Here is a 22,865-nt window from a genome sequence, read left to right on the forward strand (position 1 = left end):
CGAGGCCGTTCTTCTCGAAGTTGCTCGACCAGTCGCACTGGAACAGCGACAGTTCTTTGCCGTAGATACTGCGCAGGCAGTCGCGAATCTCGCTGACGTAAGGCTTGTCCTCGCCGTATGAGCCATATTCGTTCTCCACTTGAATCATAATGATGGGGCCGCCATTCTGGATAGTCAGTGGCTTCAGTTGCTCACCCACCTTCTCCTCGAAGATTTTCACGCGCTCCATGAAGTAGGGGTCGCGCTCACGAAGCTTGATGTCCTTCTTCTTCAGCAGCCACCAAGGCAGACCGCCCATCTCCCATTCTGCACAGACATAGGGACCAGGACGCACGATGACGTAGAGGCCGTTCTTCTGGGCCAGTCGGCAGAACTCAGCCACATCGTTATTACCCGTGAAGTCGAACTGGCCTTCACGCTGCTCGTGGATGTTCCAGAAGATATAGATACACACGGCATTCATGCCCAGCGCCTTACACATCTGGATGCGATGCTCCCAGTATGGACGCGGGATGCGGGGGTAGTGAACCTCGGCAGCCTTCACGATGAAGGGCTCGCCGTTAAGCAAGAATGTCTTGTTGCCTGTGGTAAACGTGCCAGGCTTTCCATTTGCTGCCATTGCCACGATGGGGGCGGTGAACAGCATGGCCGCGAGGGCCAGACGTTTGAATACTCTCATAGTCGTTTCGATTTAATGTATATAGTTAGTTATTCTTCTTTCTTGTAATACACGGGTTTGCCGTCATCGGTCAGTCCGGCAGCCGTCACCTTGATGCGTGTCTGCTTGCCGTTGTTATAGAACGTAGCCGTGAAGGTGCCGTCATCGTCGAGTCGGGCATTGGGGTTCCAGTAGAGCGTGCGACGGTAGTCCTTCACGCTGTCGGGCAGCGTACGGTGGCTATAGTCGGGATGATAGAACTCATCGGGCTCGTACATGCCGGGCAGGATGAGTCGGCGGTCACGGTAGGTATAGCGCTTACCCTCCTCGGGCATGAGGATGAAGTCGAGGGTGACGTCGGCAGCATTGGACTGCTGTTCTACGCGCTTATCCTCGTTGCGCAGCTCGAAGTCGGTATATATTCGGATGATATCCTGACGGTTCAACTTGATATCGCGGTTGATGACAAAGTCACTACGGAACTGGTCGAGTGGTATGCCCGGGTCGAAGTTGCGGTAATAGACATAGGGCACCAAAAAGCCGTCGTTGAGACGTGCCATGACGTGCATCTGCTGGTTGCTGTTATAGTTGCCCAACAATGCCATGCTCAGCTTAAAGGGGAAGTCGTAGGGATCATACATGCCAAACGACAGACCGCGGTCGGTGGCGAGGTTATACAGCTCCTGAGCATCATAGACACAGGCAGGCTTGCTGTAGTCTATACGACGGCGACCATGACGGCGCTTGCCCTTGACGTTGACGTTCTTCAGCTTAGAGTCCATCTTCGAGATACGCTCCACCTCGGGCAGGTCGGCATCGTCAATGGTGCTCATGGCGTCCTGCTCCTCTGGCTGGTGACACTGGTAGAAGTCATACTTCTTGGCAAAGACAGGGAAGAACAGGTCGCGCTTGACGTAATACTCTGGGATGGCCTCCTCGTCAAGCACGCCCTTATGGGTGATGCGTCGCAGCTTCTTGTCGCTGATGTCGGTGTCGTAGGCCTTGAGGAAGAGGATGGCTTCACCATAATAGGGAGGCACGTTAAACACGAAATGTCCGCCATTCTCGGTCTCCATCTTTACCGTTGCCACATCATCGTCGAACACCAGCTCACCCTCGAGTGTGACCTCATGCTTCAGCCCGCCACCAGCCTGATAGTATTGGCCGACAGACCAGGTGGGGTCCATCACATTGATAACCTCCATGGTCTTCTCCACCGTGGCAATCTCATCGCCGTGAGGCAGGTCTTCCTCATCTTCTGTCTGCATCTCTACACCCAGACGCCTATAGAAATCGTCCATGACGGACTTGGGCGCATCGAACGTGCCCTGACGGTTGGGGTTATAGCCAAAGATGCCCACGGGCCAGTAGCGCACTTCCTCAGGCTCGAACTCTCGGTTCTCGATGGTGGGATAGACCGACCCTTCCACCGTCATGCTCTGTTCCGGGGTGTAGCGCAGCGGCTGTCCGTTGGTCATCTCGTGATAATCGTAGCGGCGCCAGCCCTGCACCATGAGCAGCAGGTCGAGGTGCTGCCGGTGCTTGACATCATCGGCCTCGAAGTAATAGTCGGGATAGGCAATGAAACCCTTCAGCTCACTGCTGAGCAGCAGGTCGGTGAGCATGGTGCCAGTGTCGTAGGTAGGCTCGTCGGTGGCACCGTCGCGCACTGAGATAGAGAGGTGACGGGCATCGGCAGGGGCCTGGAAATGAAGCTCTATCTGTTCGAAGGGCTCGTAGATCTTCCTGCCTTCGTCAACGGTGATGGTCTGCTCAGCGTAGTCGTGATGATTGACAAAGAACAGGCGGTCGCAGAGCAACTGTCCCGTCTCGTCGAACACCAGCAGGTCGTTAACGCCGGTAGGCAGTGCCGCCTTGTCGATGGTAAGGACGGTACTACCCTTGATGGTCTGGAAATAATGCAGCGAACCACGACAGAGCACGGCAACGCCCAGCTCTGTGGAGTCGGGCAGTCCGCCCAGCTGCAGGTCGGCCTTCAGCTGTTCGCCCACGGCGTCGAGATGGAGGGCACAGCCGGCCTTCTCGGTCTTTGGCAGGTCGAAGGTATAGTCCTTGCCGCGCCATGGGAAGCGGGCCGATAGTCGTCCATTCTCAGGCACCTTGACGGTGAAGACGCCGCGTCCCTGATGGGTGGTGCTGATGGTGACTATACTATCCTTGACATGGGGTATGCGCAGTTGTCCCTTGACGTCTTGCTGCTCGCCATCCTCGTCCACCGCCTCAAAGGCCACCGTACATGTCTGTCCGGCAATGAGGTGTCCACCCTCAGGATAGAAATTGACGAAGAGCTTCTGCTTGAGTTCTTTCTCAAGACGTGTCTTCGGACGACTCACGATATACTTACCGGCATAGTCGCCAGGCTCCTGCGGCCGCTCATAGACGGGGAACACCCTGCTATAGACGGTCTCGAACTGTCGGAAGAAGTCCTGTGCCATCTGGCGGTTATAGAAGTTCTCATAATCCTTGTGGCCATAGTCATGCTCCGACACCTTGAAGTTCAGCATCCAGCGGGTGTAGGCACGCACCTCGTAATAACCCGAATAGATAGAGTCCTGCAGGGCAAAGTTACCATCGCTATAGCCATCGGGCGAGACGATGATGTTTTGTCGCTCTACTACCATGCCGTCGGGCGATACCAGCTCGACATAGAGTATGCGGCTCATGTTGGTAAAGGTCAGGTTGTCGGCGCGCACCACATAAGCCTTATACCAGATGGTGTCGCCTTTAAAATAGCATTGGTTGTCCAAATGCAGATAGACCTTCTCCTGTACGGGGGCTTGCTCCAGTATGTCCTTCACGGCCTCGAGTCCTGTCTGACCCTGGGCGGTGAGGCTGCCAAGCAGCAAAGAGAGAAGATACAATATCCGTTTCATTTTATGTCGATTAAATCTTTGTTTTTTCAACAAACGTGGTAACGCTTCTTGGCGTCAGCGTCGTAACACCGTCGCATGCATTTATCGGTTTCAGCGTCTCACCCTCCACATCGCTGGTGCGGTAAGGCTGCCACTGGCGGTTCTGCTTGTCGCCTACGGCAAAGGAGAACGGCTGTTCCTGCTCGCTGTAGTTGATGGCCACCACGACCCACGTGCCGTCAGCGTTCTTATAGGCAGAGACCATCACGCCGTAGGGGTCTTCCTTCTGTTTGGCGTCAACGTCGTAGCGCACGGCACCAGGACGTATAAAACGACTGTAGTTGCCCAGGGCCCAGAGCAGGCGGCTGTCGCGAGCCTTGGCTCCTTGCTGTACCTGCTCCTGAGACTGTCGGCGCGGCTGCCGCCTGCGTTGTTCAAACACACGGATCAGCCCGTCCTTATAGTTGCCGCCGCAGGCTCGCCACCACGACCAGCTCTCGGCATTGGCATAGCAGAGGTCATGATGGATGATACGTGCCACATAGAGTGCCGTCTTCATAGAGAAGTCATAGCCGCCACCGCCGCCAATCTCTTCGTCGTTGCTCATGATGCATATCTCCGACTGCCAGAACTTCACGCCGTATTTCTTCAACTCCTTACGCAGCTCCTGACGAATGCGCTTCATATAGTTCACGGGGGTGTTCGTCCAGTAGCTGTGGGCCAGCATCAGACGGGGCACGTTGGGCGTGTTGCCCAGATAGGTCTGTGTGCTGTCCTTCGACCAGAACGCCGCAATGGCGTTGCCCCGCTCCCATGAGGTCTTATAGATGCCTAAGAGGCAGCGCAGGTCGCTGGACTCGTTGACCATGATCTGTGTGGTGAGCCCTTTCTCAGCAAAGACCTTTCCCGTTCTGCGGGCCACCTCGGCAATCTCCCAGTTGGTGGCTGGTGAGCCTTCCTGTTTGGGACCTTGCCAGTTCCAATGGCCATCGGGCTCGTTTACAGGTGAGATATAGTCGATGTGGATGCCGTGTTCGCGCTCCAGTCCCTCCATGCACGATGCCATGAATTGCGCAAAGGCATTGTAGCATTCGTAGCGCAGGTTCAGCGTGCCGCCTCGGCCAGTGTTCGTGGCCAACTCGTTCTCCGTGAAATAGACGGGGGGCGAATTCAAGAAGGCGAGGATCTTCGGCACGCCACGTTCCTTCGCCATCTTCAGGAATTTCACCTGACCAGCCTGCCTACTCCAGTCGTAGGTGCCGTCAAACCTCAGGAAACACTCAGTACGTGTGTCTCTATTGATATATGAGGAGTCGCCCTGCTCGGCGCTACCTGCTCCCAGGTTGAAACGCCATAGCGAGAGGCCGATGCCTCGCGGCTGTCCGTTGTCATCGGTTTCCATGGAGAAGAGCCAGTCGGCAATCTGCTGCTGGGCCTCTTCCTCAGGCCACAGGCCGATGCTCTGCATAGACCATGCGTCAGAAGCTCCGAAATGCTCGATGGTCTGTTGCGGGCTTTTCGGATTAATCGTGTAAGTCTGTGCCTGCGCGGCAATGGCAACTGTCAGTAGTGCCAGAGTCAGTGCTTGTCTCATAAGTAAGTCTTGATGTTGGGTTGTGTCTGCAAAGATACAAAATAGCGAGGGAAATGCAAAATAAATTACGATATTTTTGTAAGACAAAATATACTTTCACCATCATGATGATGTCTTCCATGCTTTATGTAACTGACTTTTCACAGAACTCTAAATCCGTTGTGTACTCGCAAACTACAAATTATTTTTGAATACGCAAGGTTTTTTCCCACTTTTGTTTGTCAGTTCATAAAATCTTTGTATCTTTGTGGCGTCGTTTAAATCATATAGCGAACCAAGACATAAACCATGTACGAATATATAACCATCATCTTAGCCAGCATTTGGTTGACTATAAGCTTGATTTTTGGCACATTTTTGTGGATGAAGCGAAAAGAGGTGCCCGACTGTTCGCGTACCTATCTATCTGTTATTTACTTCATGATGGCTTTGGGTGTCTCGTCTTATATTGTCACGGCTATCAGACATGACCTGACTGAACAGTCAACCCAACTTTTGGTGCCTTTTCTGACAATTGGCGGACTTTGGGCCATATCTCTGATAATATGTTATCCGATAGAAGTGATACGCCCTCGTGAACTGCGTGGACGGTGGCTGGCGCTAATCTTCCTTCCCGCGTTGCTCGTTACGCTGCCACCGCTGTTCGGATTGCAGTTTCACGAACTGCATTCGTGGACTGATCTATGGGCACATATCGGTGATTTTGACGTACTGCTACGCCTGCTTTGCCTTGTTCTTCTGGCCATCTTTTCCCTGATAATGCTCTTCATCCCATACAACTGGCGTAAGTCGAGTGCCGACTACCAATGGATTCGTAGGACTACAATTCTCGCTCAAGGTATCGCCATTCTCTTCTATGCCAATGTGCTAACCAACCATCAGATATTCTATTACCTGCACATGCTGTGGGGTTTATGTGCTTCTATCTTCTTTTTCTATTTTGAGTTGGTCGTCAGACTTCTGCCTCCTGCCAAGAAAGAACCACAGCCCTCAGAGCCTTCATTGACTGATAAGGCTGACGGCAAGGCGGAAGATGAGGATGATTACTGGCCTCGCATCTGTCAGGTGATGGATGAATGGGAGGAGTGGCGCAATCCCAATACCACGGTTGAGACGGTGAGTCGTTCCGTAGGCACCAACCGTTACTATGTGGGCCGTATCATCCGTGAGCACACTGGCTTGACATTCAACGACTATATGAACCAGAAGCGCATCGACTTCGTTTCCGGACAGTTGCGCCTCAACCCTCAGCAAGACCATAAGACGCTCTATTTCGAGGCTGGTTTCCGCAGTCGTACTGCCGCCTATCGCAACTTCGTGAAGTTCATGGGCAGTTCTCCATCTGAATTTGTTGCCACTCTTTAGTATCTCATAAACTCTTCTTTTTCAGTGTTTTGCAGATTTGCAACACTGTTTCCCGATATTGCAACATCCCCTTATGCGCCCGTACTAATATTATTTAGTATCTTTGCACGCAAAATATCGCAGTAAATAAACAATAATCATTAATTCAACAATAGTTATGACAAAAATTATTCAATCACAACGGCCGCGCCATTGGTGTACCAGTTTGTTCTTGGTTGCCATTGCGCTATTTTTCGGTATGCCACAGGTGCATGCAGAAGATTTGTATGTTAATGGAGATATGCAGAATGCCATTACGTTTACCAACACGTCGCCTGGCGTGATTAAGATAAGGGTGGCCATCTGCTGCGATTATATGGACACAAATGGCCTGGCACATTGGAAGACCATCCAACTTGATGGCAGTAAATCAAACATCAGGTTAAAATACATTCCCAAGGGAAAGAGTGAGCCGGAGATGTGTAATTTCCTTGGTGTCTGGTCAAATAACACCGAGGGAGACTATCATGCCTATTATCAGTATTATTTGATAAATGCCCAAAATGAAGACCAGCATGGTAGTTCTCTGATGTTCTTGAGCACCAACGGGTCGCTGACCCAGATAAAAGGGTACCCTCCAATCAGACAACGTCAGTCGTTGACAGAAACCACATACGTGGAATTCGAGTGGTACTATCCTACTCACATGGTAGGCCAGGAGGTGACATTCTACTATAGTGGCAAAATGAGTTGCCATGATGGAAATAATAATTACTGGGACGAACAATATGGAGAAAAAGAGATTTGTACATTCACCATTGGTGACGATATAACGTTGGATGCCTACGACCCTGTTCCCTGTACGGAAGCGGGCGACGAGGGTAAGATGATGATTCCCGTAGTGAGTAGCAATACCATCGATAGCCTTAAGTTGTATAACAAGGCGGGCAAGCAGCTACTCGATTGTGTTTCCGACCAGCCTGGCAATTATATGATGCTCAAAGTCGATGCTACCACTTCTTACGACTCTCTCAAGTACGAGCCCACCATCCAGCTTTCTACTGTTTACAACGCACCGGTAAATAGCCCCACGACGGTGAGCGGACCATACACAAAAATGATTCCCGACTCTCTGCCCATGATTCATAAGCCTGATAATCTCAGTTCTGAACTTCAGGGCGGTTCTATCAAACTGACGTGGGATGTCAACAATCTAGAGTTCCGTGATCTGTTGCCAGGCGATATGTTCCAGATTCAGCGCAAGCTGCCAGGTCAAACTGATTACGAGGATCTTACAATGGTATCCTTTGACGATACGCTAGATACCTACGAATACTTTGACGATAAGGCCATCACTTCCATGGAATCTAAAGGCATAATAAAGTATCGCATATGCCGCGCTGGTACAGCCATGTGGGGATGGAAAAAGAACCCGACAGTGGATTCTATCAAAGTAGATGTTAGTAATGTCACGGGTTATGAACCGAAGAATCTGAAATCAAGTCAGACCAACCAGGATGACCGTAAGGTGACTATTACGTGGCAAGACAACGGCGGCATCTGGGACAGTCGCGGAGAATTATCGCTCATCACCTATATCTATAGTAAGGATAATAATTCTAATCCGAAAGATAGCCTGACGCAGACGGTTACTGACGAACAACGCCAGCAACGCAGCATTGAATTCACGCTGCCCCGTTCCTGCGTATATTATAAGTTTGCCTTGCGGTTAGACAGCATTACAACACCGTGGCTTCATAATAAATTAGTAGTTGAAAATACTGCTCCTCAATACTACGACGAAAGGGCATTAGGCCATATTAAAAAGGACGGCCTAAAGGCAACAACCTTGCATAGCTCTGTATTGTTAGGATGGGAATTGGAGAATAACACAAAGCCTGTAGATTATTTCGAGGTGTTCCGCTGCATCCAAGGTGCAACCGACTTCGAATGCATTGCCACCAACCTCACTGATATGCAGTATGAGGATAAGACTGTATCACCCATCAAGACCTATGACTATTTTGTGCGCTCGGTGACCAACTGTGAGACGCTAATACTAGACAGCACCCAAACCGTGTCTGGCTATTGCGATCAGTGGGGACGTCTAGAGGGCTACGTGCGTTTTGCTGACGGCACGGGCATACCCAATATCACGGTTGCCGTAGCACCTGCCGAGGCAGGCGTTTCCGGAGAGGTGACCACTAAGACCGACGCGAGCGGCTACTTTGAGGTGAAGAATCTGTCATACTACGGAGGCTCTACCGGCACGTACACCGTGTCTGTAATCGGTATTCCCAGCACTGATCTGCGCGACGACTGTGCCGGTGGTCTACCTGCCACTTTTACTCCCAATGCCGGTGGCAACGATGTGAGCGACTTGGTGTTCACCGTCACCAAGGGCTACCGCATTTCGGGCTATGTGATGTACGAGGGTACCAGCATTCCCGTGAAGGGTGTCGGCTTCACTGTGGACGGTAACGAAGTGCGTTCAGTACAAGGTGCTATAGAGACCGACTATGAGGGTAAGTTCTCTTTCTGGACGCTCCAGGGTCAGCATACCGTTAATGCCGTGAAGAAAGGTCACTCGTTTGGTAAAAAGGGCACCTATACGGCCAATATCACCCAAGACGTGGCAGGCCTCTACTTCTACGACCAGACGCGTGTAACGCTTATAGGCCGTGTGGCCGGTGGTAAGGACCAGGGCGACCTGCCGTTGGACAACTCCCTGTCGCGTAACAACCTGGGTGACAACCTGAAAATAGTGATGGAGCTGGAAGGCGACCACACCTCATGGCTGGTCTATGACAATACTCATCCTTCGTTGACCGAGCGCAATGAGGAGTTCAAACATCGTGATGGTCAGCAGGACAACCACAAGACCCGCATGTACACCACCCGTCATCGCATTGAGATACGGCCCGATGCTGAGACTGGTGAATATCGCGTGCAGTTGCCCCCTGTAGCCTGGAAGATTACACAGATTACGGCAGAGGGCTATGCCACTCTGTTCCAAGAGGGTAAGACGGGCGACGTGATAGACCTGACGGACTCGCTGACCGAGCATAAGGATACGGTAGCAGGCCCATATATTGACTGTGATGGCAAAACCATCATTAATCCCGTCACCAAGTATTACGCCCAGTACAATCGCATCTATCATGCTCCCGTGGAGCTGGCTTACAAACAGCTTCAGACTGTCAAGGATACGCTCGACTATTTTGGCGAGAAGAACTATATGGCTCAGAACCTAGCTGGTGATAAGGCAACAGTATCGTTGGTCTACAAGAAAAAAGATGGTACCACTTGCTATGCCTTTGGATACCCCGTGTTCAATATTGATCGCAGCTATACGCTGCAGCTTTCAGCCCAGGAGACCTATTATTGGAACAACGACCGCCAATCCGACAAGAGAGATGTGGTGTACCTTTCCGGCGGTAAAGTGACCATACAGAACCAGATGATCAGTGCCACCCATCGTGAGGAGGTGACGCTCAACGACCAGGGACAGGCCTATTACTCACTGCGAGCCGCACAGACACCCTATATGCTTACTGGCGAGCAGGCCCTGCGCACCGTCAGCTTTACATTAGCGCTGGACGGCACCACCTTCGAGGCCGAGCCGCTGCGGGCGTATGTGTTAAACGTGTCTTATAAGCCAGGTGCTCAGGATATTCTGAGTATCAATACTCCACGTCTCGTCGATATCCTGCGCGACCCGCCCGGTGCCACATCATCGGCTAAAATCAGTAGAGGTTCTACGCTGAAATATGCCTACACGATGGACCTGAAGTGGGCGGCAGGAGTTAGCCTTAATTTTACGTTTGGTTCTGGCTATACTGCTTATCAAGGTGCATGGGCCGGTTTTGGAGGAGGTATGACTTATACCTGGCCTATTTCTACGTTGAAGCAGTTCCCTATTAACTTGGATTTGGTGTTCTCAGGCAGCGGACAGCGTGCTTTCTCCTACGCCATTACCACCACCGAAGATATTGCCACCAGCAGTTTGCCGACGATGGTAGGTGCTGATGCTGACGTGTATATCGGCATGGAGACCAACATCTTTGCGAAACCTGCCGTAGCCATCCGAGCCTTGCCTGACAGTATGTTTAACCAACTGAAAGGTGAACTGGAGGCAGGCCGTATGGTGGAGATAGCCCGTGGTAAGGACCAGAACGACAGCATAGTGCATCTTGTGCGCGACGAGATTGTTGCATACGGTGACACCGTCACATCCGTGTTCCACCACTCGCAGCAGTACATCATCAAGCAGCTCATCCCTGAACTGGTGGAACAATGCCAGTCCATGCTGTTTACTGGTACGAAGGAAGAGGCTCAGGCTGCGGCAAATGCTAAAAACGAGCCAATCTATTGGTTGGAGGATTCTAATGTTCCGCAGGGCACCGATAGTTACCCTTATAAGATATTCTATCCCAGCAGCTGGGAGGAAAAGACTCCAGACAGACTATCGCAGCATCTTCAAGCCATCCTTACCTGGATGAGTTTTATTGCCCAAAATGAGCAGGAGAAACTGAATGCCACCGAACTAGTGAAGAATTTCGACGTGGATGGTGGTTCTACCACCAGCTATACTGAGGACTTCACCAGTGCCTATTCTTATAGCAAGATGAACAAATGGCCCTTCTCTAATGGAGCCACTGATGCTTTCCATGGCAATGAGGGTAGTGATAAAGCAGGAGAATGGTTCGCCACATTCTTCGGTTCGGTTCTTGGGAATCTGATATACAAAAAACTTTATAATGGGAATACACAAAAGGAAACTGCCGAAGGATACGCTGGGGAGGATGATTTCTCACCAACATGGAATGCGGAGTTCCCTACTTTCAAATTCTCCTTCTCAATTGCTCCTGTCTTCCAATACGACATCACGCCTGTCAACACGGAATCGCAACAGTTCAACCGTCGCGAGAGCTTTAGCATCAGCATGGACCCGAAGAGCCACATCGATTTTGACGTCTATCGTGTCAAGACCGTAGCAGGAAAGGACTCGCTGGATAATACTAAAGCAGATGAGAACCGCACCACGCTGCAACTGATGGATGTGTTCACAAATGATAACTTCCTGAAACAGGTGGGTTACGACTATGAGTATCTGGATCGCCATTTTGACCCCAAGAAATGGCAGTATGCCCGCAGCTTCGTGTATCGCACTCGTGGAGGTGCCACCTGCCGACCTTACGAGGGTGAGCGCAAGACCTATTTCTATCAGCCAGGTACGGTGCTCGACCAGGCTACCAAGCGTATTGAGAACCCCATCATCAAGTTGGACAAGCAGAGCGTGAGCGGTGTGCCCTACGGCGAACCTGCCCGCTTCAAGATATACCTGACCAACGAGAGCGAACAGCCCGAGGCGGCCTACAGCTACTTTGGTCTGTATATGGACGAGACGTCGAACGCCCAGGGTGCCAAGCTGATGCTCGACGGCATGCCGATGACTGGTGACCTGCGTACGGTGAAGGTGGTGCCCGGCGAGGTGACGGAGAAGACACTGGAGGTGTATGCCAGCGAGGACTTCGACTACGAGAACCTGCGTATCGGCATCCGCTCGTTAGGCGATGCCGCCACCTTCCAGGAGGCACAGTTCAGCGTACACTTCCTGCGTACAGCAGGCACGATAGCCATATCAAGCCCTGGCGACAAATGGATTATGAACACCGATGCCGCCACCGACTCACGCGGCTACTTCATGCCAGTCATCATCAGCGGCTTCGACAAAAACCAGAAGAACTTCGACCACATAGAGTTCCAGTATAAGGAGAGCACACGTGGCGACGACTACTGGACCAACCTCTGTGCCTACTATGCTAACGACTCACTCATGGCACTGGCCAGTGGTACGAAGGAGAAGATACCTGAGAACGGCAACATCACTGCCCACTTCTATGGCGACGGCGTGGAGATGGAGAAGGCCTACGACCTGCGGGCAGTGCTCTTCGTACGCAATGGTAGCGAATATCTGACCTCGTCGTCGAAGGTGCTCTCGGGCATCAAGGACACCCGCCGTCCGCGTCTGTTCGGACAGCCAGAGCCCAAGAATGGCATCCTTGGAGCCGGCGACGACATCACCTTCAACTTCTCGGAGGCTATTGAGCACAACTACCTGAGTGGCATCACCAACTTCGAGGTGATGGGCGAGACCAACGAGACGAATATCCAGGAGGAGACCTCGCTCCTGTTCAGTGGTACGGGCTATGCCGAGAGTGAGGCCAAGCGTAACTTCGCCGACAAGAACATCAGCGTGGAGATGCTTATCCAGCCTGACGACACATGCCAGGATATGCCGCTCTTTGCTCATGGCGTCACAGGCACTGAAGGCCAGCGCCTGGAGCTGTGGCTCACGAAGGATCGCAAGTTGAAAGCCATCATAAAGTCGTCAAAGGATGATGCAACCTATAGCGAATATATAAGCACGAAGGCTATCGGCTCGGCAGGCTTCCAGCATGTGGCCTTGGTACTGGACAACGACAAGAAGCAACTGCGACTCTACAACGACACGCTGATGGCCCAGTTTAAAGATGTTACCTATGGTGGTAGCGGCACCCTCATCTTTGGTACAACGACCAAGGACAACAGCGGCAATCGCCAGTATTACTCTGGCCGCATGCTTGAAGGTCGTGTATGGAACCGCGCCATGGATGCCACGCTCTTTGCCAACTACGGCATGAGAAAACTGACGGGCTACGAGATGGGACTGGTGGACTACTATCCTATGGACGATGGCGAAGGTGTCAATGCTGAGGACAAGGCACAGGGTGCACATCTGAAGCTGAACGGTGCCACATGGGCTCTGCCACGCGGCATGTCGTTATATCTGGATAGCAAGAAGACCTCCGAGGTGGACGGCAATAAGATGCATGGACTGAAGCTGAAGAATAAATACTTCAGCCGTACTGCTGAGGCTGACTACACGCTGATGTTCTGGTTTAAGACGGCCCAGGACGGAACGCTCATCAGCAACGGTGCAGGCCTAGGCCTCAAAGATGAAACGAACGCCCGCAACAGCTTCTTCATTGGAATTGAGAACAATTCACTGAAATACCGCACCAATGGTCATGAGTACTCATTAGGTAAAAACTTCAACGATAACAGCTGGCATCACTACGCCATGACTGTGGACCGTGCCCACAACACTGCCAATATCTACGTAGACCGTGTATTGCGCCAGACCTTCCGCACCGACAGCCTGGGCGGTATGACGGGCGACAACTTCTACCTGGGCAACAAGGTATGGCTGAAAGGTGACACGCTGAACCAGGCAAACCCGCTGACGGGCTATGTGGACGAGGTAGGACTCTTCTCACAGGCTCTGCCCTACAGTCTTATCAAGCGCTATAGCATGAAGGCACCGTTGGGTACTGAGAAAGGACTTATCACCTACCTGAGCTTCAGCCTGCAGGAACGCGACTCGCAGAACCAGATTGTGCTGGAGCCATGCGTCCTGAACAAGGTGATACATACCGATATGGACGGCAACATGACGGACGAACGCGACACCGTGTTCTACGAGAACGAAGCACTGCTGCTGAAACGCGTGGACAAGAGCGTAGGCGCACCCGTACAGTTGTTCAAGGAACTGAAGAACCTGAACTTCGACTTCGTGGGACGCGACAACCAGCTGATGGTAAACATCAACGAACACGAGAGCCGCATCAACAAGCGTAACCTCTACGTCACCGTGTCCGACATACCCGACATGAACGGTAACTATATGGCGTCGCCCTTCACAGCAACCTTTTTCGTGGACCGCAACCCGCTGAGATGGAGCGAGAAGACGATACGTCGACAGTGGATGAGCGGCGAGATACAGGAGATAGAGCTGCGCATACAGAACACAATGGGTCGTCAGCATACCTACACCATCGAGAACATGCCGCGATGGATGAGTGCCAGCAAGACCACTGACATCATTGAACCGCAGTCTGAAGACGTGGTGGTGCTGACCATTGGTCCCGACTTGAATGTGGGTAGTTACGATGAGATTATCTACCTGACTGACGAGGACGGACTGGCCGAACCCCTGACGCTCTACTTCACCGTTGAGGGCGAAGAGCCGCAGTGGACCGTCGATCCGAATCTTATGAAGAAGTCGATGAGCATCACTGGCGTGGTGAAGATGGCCGACGTCATTGTCACCGACAGCCGCGACATCGTGGCAGCCTTTGATGCCAATAACAATTGCCGAGGTACAGCCCATATTGACTATGACAAGGATAAGGGCCAGGCACTGGTCTACCTGACCGTCTATGACAATGATGACAAACAAGAAACGAGCATAGGCACAACGCCCTTCACCTTCCGTCTGTGGCACTACAACACGGGTAAGACCATGACGCTTCAGACAGAGACGGATATCACATTCGAAGCAGACAAGGTTGTAGGCACTGTCAAGGACCCTGTCATCATGACAGCAAAAGATACTTATATACAGAGCATTCACCTGAAACCAGGCTGGAACTGGGTTTCGTTCAATGTCTATGCCGAGAAATTGAAGGAAGTAGGAGATGCCGCATGGAAACCCGCCTTCAACTGGGAAAATGGCGACATCATCGCCACCGACGATGTATGGTACACGTACAACGACTCTAACTGGACTAGTGATAGTGACAAGCCAAAATCAGATACAAGTATTCCGTTCACTTCACTGCTCTATCGCGTCAAGGTGAGCAAGGATGTCGATGTGGAGGTGACAGGTTCTGCCTTGAAAGATGTGGACTTGCGCACTATTACCGTCAAAAATGGCTGGAACGGCATAGGCTATACACCCATGACCAACCTGCCAGTGAATACGGCACTGGCTGACTACTGGAGCGATGCCGAGGACGGCGATCTCATTAAGAACCAGCATGAGTTTGCTATATTCACCGAGGGCGCCAACGGCACGCGTGAATGGATTGGTTCGCTGCGCTACATGAAACCCGGCGAGGGCTACAAACTCTACCGTAAAGCCGATAATAATACAACATTCTGCTATCCGTACGTAGAACCTGGGGCAACCATTGGCGGTAGTGCCACACTGGCTCCTCAGCGCAAAGCTTCACGTTTCGCTACCACGATGAACATGGTTGCTGAGGCTGTGGGTGTAACACTCGAAGAGGGTGACCGACTGGTGGCTTACGCAAGAGGTGAAGCCGTGGGCGAAGCTGTGATGATGTCTGCGGCAGAATCGTTGACCACGCAACCCGTATTCTTCCTCAGCATTGAGGGAGAAGAGGACGTGCCATTGTCGTTTGCCATTGAGCGTGGTGGAGAGATAATTGCCACTACGGGCGAGTTGAATACCTACAAGGCTAACGCCGTGATAGGTACGCCTAAAGTGCCTACACAGATTAGCTTCGTGCCAACAGACCAGTTGACACAGCAGGGCTGGTACACGCTGGAGGGCATCAAGCTACAGAAGGCACCGAAAAAGAATGGTGTGTACATCTTTAACGGTAAGAAAAAAGTGGTTAGATAGTTTATAGTTCATAGTTCACAGTTCATAGTTTATAGATTTAAGACAGATGAAAACAAGTAAGATCATGATACTGATGGCAGCCCTCACCATGGCGTGGGGCTGCTCGTCAGACGACAGCGACAGTAACGGCAGTGCCAAGTTCATAGCTGGTCAGAAACCCGACTGGCACGTTGATCAGACCAGCAGCGACGAGCAGCCTGACTGGTCAAGCCCTGACTATTCGAAATATGAGTACGACATGTTTATGAAGGTATATCTGCAGGACGAACTGGCTGGCACCTCGTCGGACGATGACTGCATGGCCGTATTCGTGGGTGATGAATGCAGGGGTATGAGCAGTAATCGAAACGGCTCAGAGGATAAGGGCTACTATTTCCTGCTGAGGGTCTATGGCAACCGTGCCGACCAACAGGCACCGCTCACTCTGAGCTATTACAGCGCACAGCAGAAACAGCTGTTTACCTTACAGGATGTCGACACCTTCGTGCCGGATCGTACCTTAGGCTTCGACAGCGATTTTATGCCGTCCCTGCTTAGCGGCAGCTCGAAATATCCCGTACAGCGACAGTTGACGGTGACGCTGCGCCAGAACTCTCTGTCGACGGTTATGGCCGACGACCAGGTGGCAGTCTTCGTGGGCGACGAGTGTCGCGGTGTCGGACAGGTGGGCATACCCTTCACCATCTTTGCACGTGCAGAGGGTGAAATCATGCAAGTGCGCTACTACAGCACCGACAAGGGAGGCGTCTATACCGCTGACAGTACGATTACTGTGGGACAGCAGCATATCAATTTTCTCATGACAATTTAAATAGTTCATAGTTCATAGTTCAAAGTTTAAGATGAAGACAAAGATTCTTTTGATAACGATGGCCACGACATGTCTCATGGTGGCCTGCTCGTCAGACGACGAAACAATGCCAGAACAGAAACTGCCCATCAGCGTGGATGTGACGGAAAATCCCATGACGAACCCTGATGGCACGCAAACGAGAACAGCTATTGCCACAGCAGTGACTAGTCCATTTTACATGGTGGGTAAAAATACCAACTATACGGTTACGAAAGGCAGCACGACGTGGAGCTTGTCGCCTGACTATTGGCCAATAGGAGTATCGTCGACAGATGATGTGCTGTTCTGTGCCTATACTGGTGGCGAGTACAATGCGGGTGGTGGTAACCCGTTCATTAGCTTTACGGTGAGCAGTGATGCCTACTCGCAGCGCGACTTGCTGGTGGCTTCCACTACCACTAGTCAGAGTGCTAACAATGGTCGTGTGGACCTGACCTTCGACCATGCCTGTGCTGCCGTGTACTTCACCATTGCCAAGACGGCAAAGCTGGCAGATTATACCATACATGTCAGTGATGTGCAGCTGTGTAACGTCAACAGCAAAGGCAATTACAAATTTAGCGATAGCAGTTGGGATGATTTGAACACGCCAACCAGCTACACGCTCAACACCGCTGTGGACATGGTGGTTACCACGACGCCCAAACGGCTGCCAAGCGAAGAAAGCACCGACTACCTCTTCTTGATTCCGCAGGTGCTGACAGGATGGGATAAATCAGGGGAACCCAGCAACTGCTATATCAAGATGACATGTAACATCACTGGTGCCAAAACGTTCAGTGGCGATGCTTACATCCCCTTCACATTGACACTTGAAAAAGGCAAAAGCTATCCCATAGAGATCTCTATAGGTACCGGCCTACGCGACGGTAGTGGTAACAAGATTTTTTAATTCTAATTGATGACACAATGAAAAAAACATATCAAGCACCCAGAATCGAGTGTATTGTCAACCTCCCCCACCATCCATTGTTGGAGGCAGGCAGTTACAACCTGAATGGCTATTACCAAGAGGAGAAACAGGTAATTGGAGGTGATGAAGAGTAAACATAGTAACTGTGATTTCAAAGACAAAGATTTGATCAGTTCGAAGATAAAAACTACCCATGATGCTTCAAATATACTTTCACCATCATGAAGATACCTTCCATGCTTCATGTAACTGACAGTGGTAGCCCGTGGCCGACTTGTGAAAGGTATGTCACTTTCGGGTCGTCCGGGACGTTTCTTTCACCCGAAGGAGCGTCACTTAGCGTTCGTAGATGCGATACATTACCCCCCTAAAGTATCATCGGAACGGGTCGTAGATGACGTTGGAACGGATGGAAACAAACGTCGGAACGGGTCGTAGATGACGTCCCTTCGGCTCACATTCTAAATTGGGGGTTCTGGAAGCCTCCCCCTCATATCTAAGTCCCCCTAAAGGGGGACAGATATAAGAGGGGGTGAGACTTTAGAAGGGGGCCTGGCGACAGATGGTGATAGGATTTTCAGAAGGGCGCCGGCTGATAGACAGTAAGGTACAAACATATTCTCTTATCCCCAAATATTCGCGTCAAAAAATAATCAGGAGCGCTCGGCTCTGCCGCTTTCACTAAGCGTAGCGACTGAAAGAACCGACCCCCTGATTTTCAAGAAACGGAATCAGCGGAGATAATCAGTTAGGATTATTTCAAATATTTTTGCCCAAAGACTTGCACTTTCAATTTTTTTTCTTTATCTTTGCCCCCGTATAAATATGCTGCGAACTTATTAACTTTAAAACATAAAGGACATGAAGAAGATTATTGTTTTACTACTAATGGTAGCCTTTGGCTTAAAGTCTCAGGCACAATTGCTTCAAGGAGATGGTTTTGATGCTAATAAAGGATACGAGATAGGCCTTATTGGCGGTGTTTTGGGCATATATGACGATTTGTCTTATGGTGCTTTTGGTCTCAATTTCACAGCTTATGGCATATATGTTGACTTTCTTGGTATGCCTCGTGCTCATGAGAAAAGTACAGATGTCGATAAACATGAAAACGAAAAGACTTCTATAGGCGCGCATTTGGGCTACCAGTTTCCGCTGACGAATTGGCTCAGCATTATCCCAGTTGTAGGATATGCATCAGTAAAGAATGGTACTACTGACGGTTCTAATTACAGAATCAACTCACAAACGGGTATCACAAATTCCTATAAGGTGAAGGATGAGATCAGTGGCTTCGATTATGGAGGACTTCTCTGTTTCAATATCAAGAAAGTTCGTCTCTATGCCGCAGGTACCCGTTATGGATTATATGGTGGTATTGGTATAGCATTTTAAAATATAGACGCATTAATATTTTGATATAAAACCTAAGATTATGGAAAAATGGATTAAATCAAGTCTCTTCTTACTATTCGGCATGATGCTGTCATTACCCTTTGCTGCATGTGGCGATAAGGATGATGACGAAACAGGAGATGACGACGATTATGAATATGCGATTGGTGATGTTAATCAACTGCAAGGTATTTGGACTGGTTTTTCTGACGATCAGCAGAAGGCTGTAATCATAGGCTTTGCAGAAGACGGCATAGGACTGATAGAACATTTTAATTACAGCTATTCCTCTGAGGATTTTATTGCAGAAACTGACGACTATATCTATTTCGAATACAGCTATAACCCATATGGAGGAAAGCTTGATGTCAGATATACGACCATCAAGTCTGGTTCTCAGAGATGGCTTGTAAAGAGCCTGTCGTCAGAAGAAATGGTCATCAGTATTGATAATGTGGAATACATTTGCGAGAAATACCACGACAATGGTTCTGGCAATGGTGGATCTACTACCGACTATGCACCCTCAAACGTTGCAGAGAAGCATATTCACATAGGTCTACACTCTTATAGTCTTGATTTGTACTTTCTATCCAACTACTCCGTTGATATGAAGTACAGCAAAATGACTACACCATTCACACTCGTCAGCGCATCATACTCGAAAAATGGTGTTAACTCTGCTACCATAACATATACTTGGACTGGAACTACAGGGACATTCACTAAAACAGTTGATCTTACCTTTACTTCAGAAGATGGAGGAACGGCCAAGGGCGAAGCCGTAAACGGTACATTTACAATTGAAGACTTTTCACGAAGCAGTTCGGCAGAAGCTCCGTCAAGTATCGCGTATATGACGCTGCATGTGCCTTATGCTACTGATACTTGGTTTAAGTTTGGCGCACAGACTGGCAACACCGTAGCCATAACAAGCTACAGCGGTTCTATTAAATACGAGAAGATATACGCCACATATCAGCGTACGAGTACCACTACTGCCACCATTATCATCTATCTAAGCTACAGTTCTTATACTAGTACAAAGCAAGAAAAGTATTCTCTGGATTTCTACACCAGTACTTCAGGCAAATACTCGTTCTATGCAAATAATGGCAGCTATGGCACGTCTTCATGGACAGGTGATTTCACCCTTCAGTAGGTGTTTTTTTGTAGCCAACAATAAATCTAAAAATGAGGAGAGATATGAAAGATGTAACAGGACGGAGTCGATGGTGACTCGTTCACCATTGTGGTCAGCAAAGAAGAACTCTCAGAACTGTTGGAGTAATCATTAATCATTGGAGTCAGAAACTCTGACTCCAATTCTTCTTCAATCTTGTCCCGGATAGGCGTTTATCTCGTAAATCCTATACACATACAGATCAATACACTTATTTTAAGGAAAAATCTCCTGCGTACGTATATGCATGCACGTACGCAGGAGACATTTCTTGGAAATCATCTGTATTATCTGTATCTGTATTGAAGGGGCAGACGACCTGCGTTTGTTTTATTTGTGGACAGTGGACAGTAAAGACAGTAAAATATAAGGAAATATTTCCTGCGTACGTATATGCACATACGTACGCAGGAGAGTTTTTTAGAAAACTACTGTCCTTACTGTCCACTGTCCACGTCTTCATCATCTAGACGTTATTCTTCTGACATGCAAAGATACAAAATTTTTATCAAAATACCAAACTTTTGCACCAAAACTTTGGTTATTTTTTGACCTTATACAGTCGGAACGACATGGCGGGCAGTTCATCACTGACTACCAGCGTGTTCTTGGCAGCGACACACTGGAAGGTGCCGGCCTTGGGGGTGATGCGCTCGGGCTGGTCGAGGGTGTTCTCATCGTCCATAGAGCCGCTCCAGCTTAGGGTGATAGTCTCGGCGGTGCGGTCGCCCTTGATGCCCTGCAGGTTGAGGGTGACAGGCTGTGGCTGCTTAGAGGTGTTGATGACCTTGACGATGACCTCGTTAGTGGTCTTGTCGAAGACGCTCGATGCGAAGAGTCCGTCCTGTCCTTCCTGTCCGGCTACGGGCTTCTTGTCCATCAGCAGGGTGAGCACGTTAGTGCCTTTGTTCTGGGCGTAGAGCTGCTGCACATAGTAGCTGACGCTCTTGAACATGCGGAGGTTGTCGTACCAAATCATGTCAGGACGCCACTGCCAGCCCTCAACATGGGCGAAGAGGGGAGCGTAGGTGGCCATCTCGACGATGTCGGCATTGCGCTCGATACCTGTCATGAAGGCAGCCTCGTAGAGTGAGGTCTCGTAGTGGTTCCATTTCTTGCCGCGTCCGTGACAGGCATACTCGCCGGCAAAGACCTTCGGGCCTTTACGGTCGTAGCTGTCGTAACGCAGGGCACCGCAGTTGGGATAACGGTCCTTGGGGGCTGTGCCCAGGAACCACTCCTCGTTGCGATAGAAGTGCTCGTCCACCAGGTCGGCCTTCTGTTCCTTCATGGCTACCCAGCCTTTCTCGAACATCTTACCTTCAGAGTCGGGACCGCTGGTGCCCACAATCTTGATGTTGGGGTACTTGGCACGCACGGCAGCCACGAAGGGCTTCAGACGCTCGAAGTAGAGGTCGTCCCACTGCTCGTTGCCAATACCGATATACTTCATGTTGAAAGGTGCGGGATGTCCCATGTCTGCACGCAGCTTGCCCCACTTAGAGTCCACTGGACCGTTGGCAAACTCGATGAGGTCGAGACAGTCGTCGATGAAGGGCTGCAGCTCATCCATCTTAGCATGGGCGTCGGCACCATTCTGGAACTGACAGGCCAGTCCTACAGAGAGCACGGGCAGAGGCTCGGCCTTGATATCCTCGCAGAGCTGGAAGAACTCAAAGAAGCCCAGTCCGTAAGTCTGGAAATAGTCGGGGAAGTAACGGTTGGTGAAGGTGTAGTGCCAGCGGTTCTCGTTCAGAGGACGGTTCTCAACAGGACCCACGGTGTTCTTCCACTGATAACGTGTGGCGAGGTCGGTACCCTCGACGATGCAACCGCCAGGGAAGCGGAAGACGCCAGGATGCACATCCTCGAGGGCCTTGGCGAGGTCTTCGCGCAGGCCGTTCTCACGACCCTTGTAAGTCTTCACAGGGAAGAGGCTGATATGCTCGACATCGGTGGTCACCTTGCTGTCGCCCCACACACGCAGATGGGCCTTGGCAAAGGTTCTCTTCGGCTTGATGACGGTGGTGTATTTCTTCCATTCCTTGCCGCTGACCTCCACACTGGCGTTACCCAGCTTCTGGTCGTCGCTCATGGTGGCGTTGTCAACAATATCGATCCACAACTTGGCAGTGCCGCCATCGGGCACACGGGCCCATACGGAGAAGCGGTATTCCTCGCCGCCTTTGACACCCATGCCGAAGAATCCATGGTTCTCGATCATGGTGTGCTTGTCGTTATGGCCAGAAGGTGCCAAACGGACATAGTGGGGATTCTTGTCGAAGGGACCATCGTCCTTCAACGATACCTTGCCTGAGATGTCCCAGCCTGTGAAGGGGTTGGGAAACTCGAACGAGCGGTTCTTGACTAATTCGGCATAGAGACCACCATCGGCAGCATAGTTGATGTCCTCAAAGAACAAACCATACATGGTTGGCGATACTGGTGCGCCAAGTTTTTGGGTGTTCACATCCATCACATGCTGGGCCTGAGCCTGAAGCGATGCTGCGAATACCATTGAAAGTGAAACGAGTTTTAAGTTCATGTCTTGTAGTACTTTTTTTGTGATAGATTCAT

General features: G+C 50.6%; 11 protein-coding genes. 7 read left to right on the forward strand and 4 right to left on the reverse strand.

Translation table 11 applies throughout. The features are described from left to right. The 3 genes from Q0R57_RS08480 to Q0R57_RS08490 form a co-directional block, all read right to left on the reverse strand. Positions 1–679 (reverse strand): beta-galactosidase (locus Q0R57_RS08480; protein ID WP_366516840.1); only part of this gene is annotated, 679 nt, incomplete at its 3' end. A 29-nt stretch (positions 680–708) separates the two neighbouring features. After that, entirely contained in the window at positions 709–3,552 is a 2,844-nt protein-coding gene (locus Q0R57_RS08485) for a hypothetical protein (protein WP_294745996.1), read from the reverse strand. A gap of 10 nt (positions 3,553–3,562) precedes the next feature. Further along, positions 3,563–5,125, reverse strand: a complete 1,563-nt coding sequence (locus Q0R57_RS08490; RefSeq protein WP_294746001.1) for a glycoside hydrolase family 30 protein — start codon at positions 5,123–5,125, stop codon at positions 3,563–3,565. 363 nt (positions 5,126–5,488) lie between these two features. Between Q0R57_RS08490 and Q0R57_RS08495 the strand changes: the two genes are divergently transcribed. The 7 genes from Q0R57_RS08495 to Q0R57_RS08525 all read left to right on the forward strand — a co-directional run bounded on the left by Q0R57_RS08495 (position 5,489) and on the right by Q0R57_RS08525 (position 20,267). After that, the gene (locus Q0R57_RS08495; protein WP_294746004.1) at positions 5,489–6,490 is read left to right on the forward strand and encodes a helix-turn-helix domain-containing protein; all 1,002 of its coding nucleotides are present in this window, start codon (positions 5,489–5,491) and stop codon (positions 6,488–6,490) included. A 157-nt stretch (positions 6,491–6,647) separates the two neighbouring features. Further along, entirely contained in the window at positions 6,648–15,944 is a 9,297-nt protein-coding gene (locus tag Q0R57_RS08500) for a LamG-like jellyroll fold domain-containing protein (RefSeq protein ID WP_294746007.1), read from the forward strand. Positions 15,945–15,990: 46 nt separating this feature from the next. Beyond that, positions 15,991–16,755 carry a hypothetical protein gene (locus Q0R57_RS08505; protein WP_294746011.1) on the forward strand — a complete coding sequence of 255 codons (765 nt, stop codon included), beginning with the start codon at positions 15,991–15,993 and terminating at the stop codon, positions 16,753–16,755. A gap of 31 nt (positions 16,756–16,786) precedes the next feature. Further along, positions 16,787–17,689, forward strand: coding sequence for a fimbrillin family protein (locus tag Q0R57_RS08510; protein WP_294746015.1), 903 nt, complete (start codon positions 16,787–16,789; stop codon positions 17,687–17,689). 17 nt (positions 17,690–17,706) lie between these two features. Further along, positions 17,707–17,844: a hypothetical protein gene (locus Q0R57_RS08515; RefSeq protein WP_294746018.1), complete on the forward strand. Its 138-nt coding sequence runs from the start codon at positions 17,707–17,709 to the stop codon at positions 17,842–17,844. 727 nt (positions 17,845–18,571) lie between these two features. Beyond that, positions 18,572–19,105 (forward strand): hypothetical protein, encoded by a 534-nt coding sequence (locus Q0R57_RS08520; RefSeq protein ID WP_294746021.1) that lies wholly within the window; start codon positions 18,572–18,574, stop codon positions 19,103–19,105. Positions 19,106–19,145: 40 nt separating this feature from the next. Further along, entirely contained in the window at positions 19,146–20,267 is a 1,122-nt protein-coding gene (locus Q0R57_RS08525) for a hypothetical protein (RefSeq protein WP_294746024.1), read from the forward strand. A 562-nt stretch (positions 20,268–20,829) separates the two neighbouring features. On the opposite strand, the gene Q0R57_RS08530 is transcribed toward Q0R57_RS08525, so the two are convergent. Further along, positions 20,830–22,833, reverse strand: a complete 2,004-nt coding sequence (locus Q0R57_RS08530) for an alpha-L-arabinofuranosidase C-terminal domain-containing protein (protein WP_294746027.1) — start codon at positions 22,831–22,833, stop codon at positions 20,830–20,832. Positions 22,834–22,865: the final 32 nt, after the last annotated feature.

It is taken from the genome of uncultured Prevotella sp. (assembly GCF_946407605.1).
In the GTDB taxonomy this organism is placed as follows: Bacteria; Bacteroidota; Bacteroidia; order Bacteroidales; family Bacteroidaceae; genus Prevotella.

Excerpts from the sequence above, each read along its gene's own strand:
- Q0R57_RS08485 (WP_294745996.1), bottom strand. The coding sequence starts at position 3,552 with ATGAAACGGATATTGTATCTTCTCTCTTTGCTGCTTGGCAGCCTCACC.
- Q0R57_RS08490 (WP_294746001.1), bottom strand. The coding sequence starts at position 5,125 with ATGAGACAAGCACTGACTCTGGCACTACTGACAGTTGCCATTGCCGCG.
- Q0R57_RS08495 (WP_294746004.1), top strand. The coding sequence starts at position 5,489 with ATGAAGCGAAAAGAGGTGCCCGACTGTTCGCGTACCTATCTATCTGTT.
- Q0R57_RS08500 (WP_294746007.1), top strand. The coding sequence starts at position 6,648 with ATGACAAAAATTATTCAATCACAACGGCCGCGCCATTGGTGTACCAGT.
- Q0R57_RS08505 (WP_294746011.1), top strand. The coding sequence starts at position 15,991 with ATGAAAACAAGTAAGATCATGATACTGATGGCAGCCCTCACCATGGCG.
- Q0R57_RS08510 (WP_294746015.1), top strand. The coding sequence starts at position 16,787 with ATGAAGACAAAGATTCTTTTGATAACGATGGCCACGACATGTCTCATG.
- Q0R57_RS08515 (WP_294746018.1), top strand. The coding sequence starts at position 17,707 with ATGAAAAAAACATATCAAGCACCCAGAATCGAGTGTATTGTCAACCTC.
- Q0R57_RS08520 (WP_294746021.1), top strand. The coding sequence starts at position 18,572 with ATGAAGAAGATTATTGTTTTACTACTAATGGTAGCCTTTGGCTTAAAG.
- Q0R57_RS08525 (WP_294746024.1), top strand. The coding sequence starts at position 19,146 with ATGGAAAAATGGATTAAATCAAGTCTCTTCTTACTATTCGGCATGATG.
- Q0R57_RS08530 (WP_294746027.1), bottom strand. The coding sequence starts at position 22,833 with ATGAACTTAAAACTCGTTTCACTTTCAATGGTATTCGCAGCATCGCTT.